The organism is Bacillus sp. B4EP4a (assembly GCF_006680105.1).
In the GTDB taxonomy this organism is placed as follows: domain Bacteria; phylum Bacillota; class Bacilli; order Bacillales; family DSM-1321; genus Peribacillus; species Peribacillus simplex_E.
Window position 1 is genome coordinate 19,777 of record NZ_VHIK01000014.1, and the last position, 12,619, is coordinate 32,395.

A 12,619-nucleotide genomic window follows, 5' to 3' on the forward strand; every position below is an offset into this window, starting at 1 on the left:
TGTATGCCCCTCCTTTTAATTAACTGGCAATATTTCTGCTTTCCAATTCATGTGACTGTTTTTTACCAAATGCATAGGCTAATATCAATAGTACCAGGCTTGCACCCAAAACAGACCAAAATCCTGCTGTTATTTCTCCCATAAAGAATGCTTTATAACAAACGGCACCAAGTGAACCCCCAATAATCGGTCCAACGACCGGAATCCATGAATAGCCCCAATTGGAATTGCCTTTACCCGGGATCGGCAGCAAAAAGTGAGCGATGCGCGGCCCCAGATCGCGTGCCGGGTTAATCGCATATCCTGTCGTTCCCCCAAGAGACATCCCGATCACGACAATCAATAACCCGACTGCGAATGGATTTAGTCCCTCTGTAAAATTATTGGCACCTATAAATAATAAACCAAGAATAAGGATGAAAGTTCCAATCATCTCACTTAATAGATTTGAAAATGTATGCGGGATCGCAGGTGAAGTCGCGAACACACCAAGCTTCGCTCCTGGATCATCAGTAGCTTTCCAGTGTGGCAAATAATGCAGGAATACTAGAGTTGCTCCAAGGATTGCGCCAATCATTTGGGCAACGATGTAACCGGGCACATCACTCCAAGGAAATTCCCCAATAATCGCAAACCCTACTGTGACTGCCGGGTTTAAATGCGCCCCGCTTATGGACCCCACTGCAAAAACACCCATCGTAACAGCCAATCCCCATGCAATCGTGATAACGATCCAGCCGGCATCTTTTGCATAGGAACCCTTTAAGGATGAACCAGCCCCAATGCCTGCTCCGAATAAAACTAATATCATCGTACCTAACACTTCTCCCCAAAATGGAGTCATGAATAAAACCCCTCCCCTGATAAATTTTTAAACCATGCCAACAAATAAAAGGAGATCCACAGCAGAACTATCTTCATAAAATAAATTATGAATAGATCTGTTGTGAATCTCCTAGTCTCCGTCACATATATTAACTTGTACAATAAAATATACTAGGTAATGAAAACGCTGTCAATATTTTGTAAAAAATTAATCTATTTTTCTGTGATTTTTTTTAATTTCCCCTATTAAACGATATCCCATAATTCAGTTTTGGAAGTGGTGATTGACGACGCTCCAGCATCAAGGGCGTTCATGACTTCATCCGAAGTACGTATGAGGCCGCCTGCAAAAATCGGTGTCTGCAATCGTTCCTTCACTTCTTTTATCATCCATGGCATAGCGCCCGGCAATACTTCGATATAATCCGGCTTGGTTTTCTGCACCAGCTTATAACTTTTCTCAAGCGCATGTGAATCTATTAAAAAGATTCGCTGGATGGCAATGACTCCCTTTTGCTTCGCCTTCAATATAACGTTTGATTTAGTTGAAATCAGCCCATATGGATTATATTCCTGACAAATGAATTCTGTCGCGTACTCATCACTTCTTATGCCATGGATCAAATCGACATGATAAATCATTTTCTTATTATGCTGCTTTGCCATCATACTTACGTTTTTCAATTGTGATATATGCAAATCAAGAAACACACCTATTTCATAGGAACTTTCTAAAAATCTTTCGAAATCCTTCATGCTTGCTGAAGCAGGCAAAATCTTCTGATCCATCATTATCCTCCTCATTCCCAGAAAAACTCAAAACTTCAAGTCATTTAGTATATTTTAAAGAGCTTGATTTATCAAACACATTTTTTTCATGACCAATGTCACCATAACACTATCATACCTGTCACTCCCTTTATAGTTTTCGGCTAAGAATGTATGTAAACTCCATCATAAAGTAATTTTCATTTTCAATGCACCTTCGACGAGTTCATACGATTTAATTGTGCCAACGGGAATTTTTCTCACGATGCTCCAAGCATTAACATTCATTTTGATCGTTCTTTTTTCAAATTCAAAAAATGGAGGTCTGTTAAATATCCTTTGGTTGATGAAATCCCTGTCAATTGGTTCCATTTCCACTAATTCAAATACAATCGTTCTTTTTTCCACATGAACCGGTTTTAATGTAATCCGAAAAGCTACGTTTTTCTTAAACATCATTTTTTTCACTTCCATCGTTCCGGAAAGCACTATATGCTTTGGCGTAATCTCGACTTTAATATCCTGACCATATGATTTCATTCTTAAGATTTTCTCTATCATGGCTTCAGTTACCGTTATCGGTATGCCATTTTTGAATGGACTGAATGTACTCATCCTTGCATTCCCTTCCTGCCGCTCATACAGAACGTCGGTTATAGCATATGCCAGGTTCCTTGATGTAGTTAACTTTTCAACCCATATTAATAATCGGTATATTCAAAATCTTCCACCTTCAATACTTGACCTTTATAAAAACTATCTGTATAGTCATAATTAATTTAATAGACAACTCTTATCCAGAGAGGTGGAGGGACTGGCCCTTTGATGCCTCAGCAACAGACTGATCATGTACTGTGCTAATTCCAGAAGTGTAAAAACTTGAAGATAAGAAGAGTATATAGCTTTGCTGCCAACACCTCTTCTTATTTTTAAGAAGAGGTTTTTTATTTTTAAAAGGAAAGAAGGAATGCAACATGTCAATCACATTAACGAAAGCACCATTCAGGGCCGATCACGTCGGAAGTTTATTAAGACCAGAACGTTTACATATTGCCAGAAAGCAATTTAAGGAAGGTACCATTTCAGCAGAGCGGCTTCGTGAAGTTGAAACCGAAGAAATCAATCGGATTGTCGAAAAACAAATTGAAGTTGGATTAGAGGCCGTGACGGATGGTGAGTTCAGACGAACATGGTGGCACTTTGACTTCCTCGAACATTTAAATGGCATCGAGGGATATGTGACTGAAAAAGGTCTCACATTCGATGGTGTGGAAACAGAGAGATATAACGTTCGCAATACCGGGAAGGTTTCATTCAATCCTGAACATCCCTTCATTCGCGATTTCATTGAATTGAACAAAATCGTGAACGGACGCGCCGTTGCCAAGCAAACCATTCCCAGCCCAAATCAATTATTTGCTGTAGGCATTCATAATGAAGACATCTACCCTGATATTGAAGACTATGCTAATGATATCATCAAAGCGTATCAGCATGCTTTGAAGGCTTTTTATGAAGCAGGTGTACGTTATCTTCAATTGGATGATGTATATATTGCCAGACTTTCAGCTCCAGATTTCCAGTTCAAAGATGGAAAATATACGAGGGAACAGTTAATCGATCTTGCACTTCGCGTAATTAATGGCGCATTGGAAGGCAAACCAGAAGACCTTGTCGTCACTACACACCTATGTCGTGGGAACTACCAGTCGACTTGGGCGTTTGAAGGAAGCTATGCCCGTATCGCCCCAACTTTATTGGCAAAAGAAACAGTGGATGGATTTTTCTTGGAATATGATGATCAACGCTCAGGAGATTTCAAACCATTGGAATACATTCCAAATGGCGGAGCACGGGTCGTACTGGGTGTCGTCACTTCAAAAAATGGAGAAATCGAAGACAAGGAAGCTGTTAAGGCACGCATTGAAGAAGCCTCGCACTTCGTTCCTCTCGAACAATTATGCTTAAGTCCGCAATGCGGCTTCGCCTCCACCCATCACGGCAACAAGCTGACCGAAGAACAGCAATGGGAAAAGCTGAAATTCGTCGTTGATGTAGCAAAAGAAGTATGGAAATGATTTTTTAGCGGAGACTTTAATTCTGATTTACAGGATTTGAACAACCTAATCGGCCCACACTTATAAGGGAGCCGATTAGGTTCTTGCAATAATACATTTCCATTCCTTTAATGACTCTTTAGATAACGGTATCAAGTTTTGCTATTTATGAAACTAACGATGAATGATAAAACCATTTGACATATCGATAATTCTCGATATAATGAAATGTATGAAAACAATCGAGATATTTAAAGCATTATCCAATGAATCCAGGTTGCAAATCTTACAATGGCTCAAGGCGCCTGAACTCCACTTCACCCCTCATGAGGGAATAGACATGAAGGAAACCGGCGTTTGCGTAAGTCAGATTACGGAAAAATTAAACATGACCCAGTCCACGGCCTCTCAATACCTCTCGATGCTTCTTAGAGCAGGATTGATTAAAACGGAGCGGATAGGAAAGTTTACGTATTACAAACGAGATGAAGAGGCAATCTCAAAAATTACTGATTTCTTGAAAGAAGAAGTATGAAAATGAACCTGATCCGTACCTTAGAGGGTTGGGTTCATTTTTCTCTCTAACATTTCGATATTTCGCGATATGTTTATTTTTTTATTCATACATATTAACATATTTCGATATGTCTTTATATAAAATTAATAATCATTAATGAGGAGTGAATCTATTTTGCTTAATACATGGAAAATTTACATGTTAGCGATTATCAGTTTTTTAGTAGGAACATCCGAATTCATCATATCCGGAATTTTGGATAAGATTGCGGATTCTCTTGGAGTGACCCTTGCTGCCGCAGGACAGCTCATTACAATTTTCTCCCTTGTCTACGCAATCGGTACACCCATTCTCATGGCTTTGACAGCAAGTTTAGACAGACGAAGATTAATGTTGTATTCCCTTGGACTATTCGTAGTGGCCAATCTGCTTGCCTTTCTATTACCAGGCTTTGGACCGTTTCTATTTGCACGCATAATCATGGCACTTGGTGCAGGATTGGTTGTAGTCACCGCTCTGAATATTGCCGCTAAGCTAGCTCCGCCAGATAAACAAGCAAGTTCTATTGCGACAGTTGTCATGGGGTTTACAGCTTCCCTTATCATTGGCGTACCTCTCGGAAGAATCATGACAGATGCATTCGGGTGGAAATCCGTCTTTGGCGGAATCGCCCTATTCGGCCTGATTGCCATGATCGTTTTATTCTTTACCATTCCTCCTACCAAAGGGGATAAACCAGTACCACTTCTCCAGCAGCTGGCCCTTCTTAAAAAAAGGAAAGTTGCCCTTGGATTATCGATAACCTTCTTCTGGCTTGGCGGATATTCGATAGCTTATACCTATCTATCCCCTTACCTGCTATCCGTATCAGGGATAAGTGACTCTCTACTTAGCACGGCCTTGCTTATATTCGGTATCGCAAGCTTGATCGGATCAAAGTTTGGCGGTTATAGTACGGATCGATGGGGTGTATCATTTACACTAATTGGCGGTATGGCTCTGCATATTATGATGATCATCATGTTATCCATCGTTACGAATTCATTGATGGCCGTTTTGATAATCCTTACATTATGGTCGTTCGCAGCATGGTCATCAGGGCCGACACAGCAATATCATTTAGCGACCCTTGAACCTGAATCATCAGGAGTCATGCTCGGTCTGAATCAGTCGATGATGCAATTGGCCATGGCGGCAGGTGCTGGAATTGGCGGTGTTGCTGTAGAACAAGTATCCCTTGCTTCCATAACCTGGATCGGTGCAACAGGGGTTGCCATTGCCATGGTCATAGTTCTGGTCCTTTCAAATTCATCGTCAAGCAGTAAAATAGCACAATCCATAAAATCCTAGACCGTTATATAAACATTTATCATAAGGCTAGATTTTAGCCTTATGATAAATCCTAAAGCTGAAAGCAAACAAAAAAAGAACGGTCACCAGCACGTCCCCTTTTTACTTGCAGTTATCATCATCATCCATTTTCTTCACAAATATATCATCCGTCACCCTATCTTCCAGCTTGTTCCTCAAGGTCAATTCCGCAGCCTTCCCATCACTAGGCGACCCGTCCGAGAAATACATCGGAAACAAGGAGAAAAACATAACATAGAAAGAAAAATAGATGAATTGATACCAGATCACCGAGCTGTCCAGGATATTCTGATACACTAAACTATAGATGGTCAGCATGCTGACTAAATTAAAGATAGCCCCCCCTAAATATATCAGCGTATTCGTCAATCGATTATCATGTTTCAATCCCTTGAACTCGCAAGTCCCATTCCAAAAATAATATTTCCTCACCTCTATGTTCCGAAAGGCGAAAAGTTTATTACCACAACCGATCAAGATCTTCTTTTCTGATCCCCCAAAGATCGTAACAAAGAAAATATGCCCGCTCAAATGTATCAGCGTAACGATCGGCATGATCAAAAAAAAGGAAAATAGAAATTTAATGATATCAGAGAGACCAAACATGTTTAAGCAACCCTCCTTACCAGGATGCTACTCTGATACCCTGCCCACATTAGTTATAACTGGTAAATTTTTCACAGTAGTCATATGTTGCTTTCCACAAGTGCTATTGTTCTCCTTCTGCTTAATTTGGGTTGTTTCCAGCTTAATATGGCCTTCCTCCGCTTATTTCGACCTATCTCCAACTTAATTCGACCTTCAAAAAGAAGGCTATCCCCTTCCAAAAAAACTCGGAAAAGTGATAGCCTTTACATCTTTATTTAGCGATTGGGGGTGTGAAGAATTTCTGCGTTGTTTTGTCCTGGCCTCAAGCCTGCATGTTTATATTCAGGGGTGAAAACCGATGTTTTGATCGGGCAGGCGATTTGCTTCTGGGCATTTCCTTTTCCGTCCGGTACCTCGACGATCATTCCCCTGTCCTTCAATTGGGGGTGTTCGGCCGCTTCAGTGAAGGTCAGCACTGGTTCTGCGCAGGCCTCGAAATCAGCGAATATTTCTTGCCATTCATGAAAATCCCTTTCAAGGAAAGCCAGTCGGACGGCCGTTTTAAACCTGGTTCCGCTTTCTTCATCGCTTTTCATGCTAAGTTCATACAATTCGGGTGCACCGATCGCTTCACATAAGGCTTTTCGAAAAGGGGGCTCAAGGCTTCCTACCGAAAAATAGCGTCCATCTTTCGTTTCATAAAAGTCATAAAAGGACCCTCCGTTTAACATCAGTTTTTCTGGTTCAAGCTCGTTTCCCCCTTGTAAATTCAGAGGTGCGGATATGGCATTCAAGGCAAAACTGCAGTCGGTCATGCTGATGTCGATGGCTTGGCCTTCTCCTGTTCTTTCCCTGTGAATGACTGCAGATAATATACCGATAACAGCATGCAGTGAGCCTCCGGCAAGATCTGCTATTTGGGTTCCGTTTTTTGCCGGGCCGTCCTTTTTCGTACCGGAATAGCCTGATAAGCCTGCAATCGAAATATAATTGATATCATGTCCCGGTCGGTCTTTATAGGGACCAGTCTGGCCGAAGCCCGTGATGGAACAGTAAATCAGCTTCGGATTGATCCATTTTAATGCCTCATACCCCAGTCCTAGGCGTTCCATGACACCTGGCCGGAATTGTTCAATGACGATATCGTATTCCTTCACTAGATTTTTAACGGATTCGATGGACTCAGATTGTTTTAAATCAAGTGTGATCGACTTCTTCGATCTGTTAAGATATTGGTTCACACCCCATGAATCCATTGCTCCCGGCCTCTCTACTTTCAAAACGTCCGCTCCTAAATCCGCTAGCATCAAAGTGGCAAATGGGCCTGGCAGTAACGTTGAAAAGTCCAATACTTTTAAATGAGTCAATAAGGTCATCAGCCGTGCACCTTCCCTTTCCATTGGAAATATTAAAAGCTTTCCCCGTCGTTCTGTACATGCAATTTAGCAGAGTTTACGATTATCATATAACACCTCCTACAATTTTTGTATAAATTTCCATTTAATAAAAATAAAAAGCTAGGAATCAGCTTCCTAGCTTTTTATAATGAGCCTATAGAAAACAAGTAAAAGCCGGACACATTGTCCGGCTGATTTTACTTTAAGCTTGTTCATTCATATTTTTTGTCAAAGTCAAATTCGACTTCATCAAGTTTAACGAATTTAGTTTTTCTTACCAGTTTATATCCAAGCCATAGACCAAGGAAAAGCGGGATTCCCAGGTATGCAGCTACAACACTGCCCCAATCGATCTGGTCTGAGAAAAAGGCTTGGATATTTTGGGACAGGATGACGATCATCCCAATTAGAATGGCAAAGATCGGTCCAATCGGGAACCATAATGCCTTATATGGCAGCTTCTCCAATGAATGGCCTTGTGCGATGAATGCTTTCCGGAAACGGTAATGGCTGATGGAAATGCCGAGCCAAAAGATAAACCCTGTAATTCCAATGGCATTCATTAACCAAATATACACTTTACCATCACCGAATACGGAGGCTAAAAAGGCCAGCATGCCGATGGAACATGTCAAAATCATGCCTGCAACCGGTACTCCGCGTTTATTAAGTTTTGCAAAAATACGCGGTGCTTGTCCATCTTTTGCCATTGAGTATAACATACGCGTTGATGCATATAGACTTGAGTTACCTGCAGATAATACCGCTGTTAAAATGACGGCATTCATAAGCGAAGCGGCAAAGGCCACTCCAGCTTTTTCAAAAATGAGCGTGAATGGGCTTACCATGACGTTATCACCTTGTAAACTTGAGTTCGTATAAGGGATAAGCAGCCCTATTACAAAGATCGCCAATACGTAAAAGAGCAAGATTCTCCAGAAGACACTTTTAATGGCCTTCGGTATATTCCGTGCAGGATCTTCACTTTCCCCGGCAGCCACACCGACAATTTCGGTACCTTGAAAAGAAAAGCCAGCTGCTATGAACACGATGAAGACACCCATGAACCCACCCGGGAAAGGAGCGTCATCGACGGTGAAGTTTTTAAAACCAACTGCTTCGCCGCCCATAATGCCGAAGATCATTAGCAGCCCGACGATTATAAAAATAACGATGGCTGTTACTTTTATGAAGGAAAACCAGTATTCCCCTTCCCCATATCCTTTAACGGATAAATAGTTCAATAGGAAAATGAGCACCAAGAATGATGAACTCCATAACAATGATGGACTATTCGGAAACCAGAATTTCATGATCATTGTCGAGGCTGCCAACTCTGCCGCTATCGTCATCGACCAATTGAACCAATACGTCCATCCCAAGGCAAAACCAAATGCCGGATCGACAAATTTCGTTCCATAGGTACTGAATGAGCCGCTTGTCGGCATAAAGGCTGCCAGTTCCCCTAAGCTCGTCATCACAAAGTAAACCATTGCCCCAACTAAGGCATATGCAAGTAATGCGCCGCCTGGCCCAGCTGTATGAATGGCTGCCCCGCTGCTAAGAAACAGCCCGGTGCCAATAGCCCCGCCAATGGAAATCATCGTTAAATGGCGGGATTTTAAACCGCGCTTTAGTTCTTGTCCTTCTTGCTGCGGAGGATGTTGAACGATGTCATGTTCTTGTTTTGGTATCATAATTTTTCATCCCTTTCTATATAAGCGCTTTCATATATGGGAAATCCATTTAATAAATTTTCCTATTTCATAGACTTCAAATAGATCTAATTTACAATTCGAATTCCTTTTCTGAATATATGCAATTTTCATGCCAAATTTATAAAACGCAATATTTCAACAAATTATCAAAAAAAACACCCTCAATAGACAAAATATTTTGCACTTTACGCCACATTTTTTTGCACATTATGCCATGTTTTTTTGCACTTTTATTCATTTGGTTCAATTTAAATACATTCCAAATATTACTAAAAGAATATATTCAGAGAATATTTCTATCAAAATCCATTTTTCTCCATTTTATTCCTTTAAATGTCATATTTTTTGCGAGTTTTCTCCATTTGTAAATAATATGAAACGATGCAAAAATGAGGTTATTCTCATGAAGGAGTTGAGTGTTATGAAAGGTAAGGTATTTTTAGGAACTGCACTATCTCTCGGTCTATTATTTTCTGCCATTCCCCATCAAGAAGCTTTAGCGGCAAAAAATGTGTTGAGTGTTGAAAAGTACAATAAGCATAAGGATTCGCTAGAATTCAAGTCTGGGAAACTTACGGACCCATCGAAGCAAACTGCAGAAGATATCATTCTTACCTTTTTTGATGAAAACAAAAAGTCTTACAAGCTAGAAAAGCAAAAGGCGAAAGACTCCTTCACGATCCAGAAAGAAAGCAAGGATGAACTAGGCAATACCGTCCTTAAATTGCAACAAACCTATAAAGGCGTACCTGTATGGAATTCCACACAAGCGGTATTGATTGATACTAAAGGTGTATTGACGGTCGTGTCCGGTACGGTTGAAGCCAATCTAAACACGAAATTAGGGAAAAAGGCTAAAAAAGGCATCAGTAAATCCGAAGCTATCAAAATAGCTGAAGCGGATCTTGGGTTCACTCCTGCCTACGAACAATCACCTGAATCTGACCTATATGTATACGCAAATGAAGGCAAGGCCGATTATGTATATAAAGTCAATTTGAAATTCTTAAGTCCTGAACCAGGAAATCATAATTATTTCATATCAGTCAAAACAGGTAAAATCCTGAATAAATTTAATACACTAGATGAAGTGACGGGGACCAATTCCGTCGGAACGGGCACCGGCGTCTTAAACAATACCGTGTCATTGAACACTACCTTATCCAGCGGCCGATACTATTTACAGGACAATACACGCGGTAAAGGCATCTACACTTATAATGCCAATAACCGTTCAAAATTGCCTGGTACACTCTTTTCCAACACGACAAATGCTTTCACTACTTCTACCGATAAAGCTGCGGTTGATGCCCATTATTATGCAGGTAAAACCTATGATTATTATAAATCGACATTTGGACGGAACTCTTATGATGGAAATGGAACCATCCTGAAATCAACCGTTCATTATGGCTCAAGATACAATAATGCATTCTGGGATGGCACCCAAATGGTTTACGGTGATGGAGATGGCACGACGTTCATCCCATTGTCCGGCGGTCTGGATGTCGTTGCACATGAACTGACGCATGCCGTGACTTCCTCGGAATCGAACCTTACCTATCAGAATGAATCCGGTGCTTTGAATGAAGCGATTTCTGATATATTTGGCACCGTCGTCGAATTCAAGAACCAAAGTGCCAAAGCCGATTATTTGGTCGGAGAAGATATTTACACACCTAACATTTCCGGTGATGCACTCCGTTCAATGGCTAATCCTACATTGAATGGTGACCCTGACCATTATTCGAACCGCTATACGGGAACGGGTGATAACGGCGGAGTCCACACGAACAGCGGAATCATCAATAAGGCGGCCTATTTGATTTCTGCCGGCGGAACTCACCATGGTGTGAGCGTATCCGGGATCGGCATCGATAAACTGGGAACCATCTTTTACCGGGCAAACACGATTTATTTAACTTCCTCGTCGACATTTTCACAAGCCAGGGCGGCAGTCGTACAAGCGGCCTCTGATTTATACGGTTCTAGCAGTGCAGAAGTCACAGCTGTCAAAAATGCCTTTACAGCTGTCGGTGTGAATTAAGGGATTTACCTATATGACCGACACCTCCCTAGCTTCACTTCTAGCGGAGGTGTTTTTTTATTGTAATGGATAAACGGGACCATCCCGATTATTTCAGCCGTTCGCTACCTTTTTTCGTCCTTCATGTGACGAATTCCGTCCTACGGTACCGGTAGAGCCTCAATAAAAAACAATCGTGCCGTTTGCTAAAATTGATTAATTCCGTAAAATAGTTGCTTTTCTTCTTATTAACTGTCAAGCTTAGATGATCTGGACTATATTGAAAAGAACAAGTAGGTGACGAACATGATTGAAGTTAAAACTTCCACACTCAGTGATGGTGAGTTCAATAGAGGCGTATTCGCAACACGAGACATTAAAAAAGGTGAGCTTTTGCATGAGGCACCTGTCATTGCTTATCCGAACGAGGAGCATGTTTTCATAGAGAAGACATTGCTGGCTGATTATGCGTTTGAATATGGAATTAATCATACTGCCATGCTTTTAGGTTATGGCATGCTGTTTAATCACTCTTATACACCCAACGCTACGTATGACATAAACTTCAAGAATCATACGTTTGATTTCTTTGCTTACACCGACATAAAAGCAGGAGAAGAAATCCTGATTAATTATAATGGTGAAGTCGATAATGAGGATCCGCTTTGGTTCAATAAAGAAAATGACGGTGAAGATGAAGCTGAATGATCATTGACCATTCATGAAAGCACTTGTACTTTTGAAAAACCTCTCCAAGGTTTTCGAAAGAAACGGGTGCTTTTCCTTTTTCCTTTTACCGGCTTGATGAATTCACTGCTGGGTTTTAATCGTTCACCAAAAGAATGTTAAGCAATTAAAAAGCCCCATTAAGAACTACTTAATGGGGACAGCTTGACGACAAAAGAAAGTTCGAGATGCTCTCACCCCGAACCATGATTTTATTATACGAATGAACCCTCTCAAGGTTGAAGAAATGTGCGACACAGACGCTTGCTTTGATGAGACTTGGCAGACAGTCGGCGGAAAGGGAGCGGATTTCGGAAATCAACTGGCACTTTTTTTCAAGAAAAAAATGACTGTAAACTAGTTCTTCACTAATTTACAGTCAGGTCCCATTAAAACTTTTAATGAGGTTATTTCACCTTAACGTACGGATGGGTTACTTGATTTTGTTTTGGTTATTGATTGGAATTGGCTCTTAACCTTATCAATGGTTTCCGGTGTCGCTAAGGACCTTATTTGACTCATGGTTTTTTCACGGGTTTTCTTATTGCGCATTAAAAATGCGGCTGCTCCTATCAGGACGGTTCCAAGCATTTTGTTTGATGGCATGTTAGTTTCCTCCTTCAAGT

At 40.9% G+C, this 12,619-nt stretch carries 12 protein-coding genes and 1 riboswitch; of the genes, 5 read left to right on the forward strand and 7 right to left on the reverse strand.

Annotation, left to right across the window (positions count from 1 at the left end):
* Positions 1–19 precede the first annotated feature (19 nt).
* From FNK51_RS07435 to FNK51_RS07445, 3 genes are all read right to left on the reverse strand, one after another.
* On the reverse strand, positions 20–844 hold the full coding sequence (locus FNK51_RS07435; RefSeq protein ID WP_076368047.1) for an MIP/aquaporin family protein: 825 nt from the start codon (positions 842–844) through the stop codon (positions 20–22).
* A 227-nt stretch (positions 845–1,071) separates the two neighbouring features.
* Positions 1,072–1,614 (reverse strand): glycerol-3-phosphate responsive antiterminator, encoded by a 543-nt coding sequence (locus FNK51_RS07440; RefSeq protein ID WP_286177135.1) that lies wholly within the window; start codon positions 1,612–1,614, stop codon positions 1,072–1,074.
* Between the two features lie 165 nt (positions 1,615–1,779).
* Positions 1,780–2,208, reverse strand: a complete 429-nt coding sequence (locus tag FNK51_RS07445; RefSeq protein ID WP_141992931.1) for a hypothetical protein — start codon at positions 2,206–2,208, stop codon at positions 1,780–1,782.
* Between the two features lie 175 nt (positions 2,209–2,383).
* Positions 2,384–2,485: riboswitch (SAM riboswitch) on the forward strand.
* Between the two features lie 82 nt (positions 2,486–2,567).
* Here FNK51_RS07445 and FNK51_RS07450 point away from each other — a divergent pair.
* The 3 genes from FNK51_RS07450 (at position 2,568) to FNK51_RS07460 (ending at position 5,517) form a co-directional block, all read left to right on the forward strand.
* Positions 2,568–3,671, forward strand: a complete 1,104-nt coding sequence (locus FNK51_RS07450; RefSeq protein WP_098372307.1) for a 5-methyltetrahydropteroyltriglutamate--homocysteine S-methyltransferase — start codon at positions 2,568–2,570, stop codon at positions 3,669–3,671.
* Positions 3,672–3,882: 211 nt separating this feature from the next.
* A complete protein-coding gene (locus tag FNK51_RS07455) occupies positions 3,883–4,185 on the forward strand; it encodes an ArsR/SmtB family transcription factor (RefSeq protein ID WP_061466270.1) in 303 nt (100 codons plus the stop codon).
* Between the two features lie 156 nt (positions 4,186–4,341).
* Positions 4,342–5,517 (forward strand): MFS transporter, encoded by a 1,176-nt coding sequence (locus tag FNK51_RS07460; RefSeq protein WP_141992932.1) that lies wholly within the window; start codon positions 4,342–4,344, stop codon positions 5,515–5,517.
* Positions 5,518–5,619: 102 nt separating this feature from the next.
* Here FNK51_RS07460 and FNK51_RS07465 read toward each other — a convergent pair whose 3' ends face one another.
* The 3 genes from FNK51_RS07465 to FNK51_RS07475 all read right to left on the reverse strand — a co-directional run bounded on the left by FNK51_RS07465 (position 5,620) and on the right by FNK51_RS07475 (position 9,220).
* The gene (locus FNK51_RS07465) at positions 5,620–6,144 is read right to left on the reverse strand and encodes a hypothetical protein (protein ID WP_141992933.1); all 525 of its coding nucleotides are present in this window, start codon (positions 6,142–6,144) and stop codon (positions 5,620–5,622) included.
* Positions 6,145–6,401: 257 nt separating this feature from the next.
* On the reverse strand, positions 6,402–7,502 hold the full coding sequence (locus FNK51_RS07470; protein WP_141992934.1) for a CaiB/BaiF CoA transferase family protein: 1,101 nt from the start codon (positions 7,500–7,502) through the stop codon (positions 6,402–6,404).
* A 233-nt stretch (positions 7,503–7,735) separates the two neighbouring features.
* Positions 7,736–9,220, reverse strand: a complete 1,485-nt coding sequence (locus FNK51_RS07475; RefSeq protein ID WP_141992935.1) for an amino acid permease — start codon at positions 9,218–9,220, stop codon at positions 7,736–7,738.
* 442 nt (positions 9,221–9,662) lie between these two features.
* On the opposite strand from FNK51_RS07475, the gene FNK51_RS07480 reads away from it, so the two are divergent.
* Together FNK51_RS07480 and FNK51_RS07485 are read left to right on the forward strand one after the other, a co-directional pair.
* Positions 9,663–11,288 (forward strand): M4 family metallopeptidase, encoded by a 1,626-nt coding sequence (locus FNK51_RS07480; RefSeq protein ID WP_141992936.1) that lies wholly within the window; start codon positions 9,663–9,665, stop codon positions 11,286–11,288.
* 285 nt (positions 11,289–11,573) lie between these two features.
* Positions 11,574–11,975, forward strand: a complete 402-nt coding sequence (locus FNK51_RS07485) for an SET domain-containing protein (RefSeq protein ID WP_034310428.1) — start codon at positions 11,574–11,576, stop codon at positions 11,973–11,975.
* 435 nt (positions 11,976–12,410) lie between these two features.
* Here the strand turns inward: FNK51_RS07485 and FNK51_RS07490 are convergent, their stop codons facing one another.
* On the reverse strand, positions 12,411–12,599 hold the full coding sequence (locus tag FNK51_RS07490; protein ID WP_034310424.1) for a hypothetical protein: 189 nt from the start codon (positions 12,597–12,599) through the stop codon (positions 12,411–12,413).
* Between the last annotated feature and the right edge of the window lie 20 nt (positions 12,600–12,619).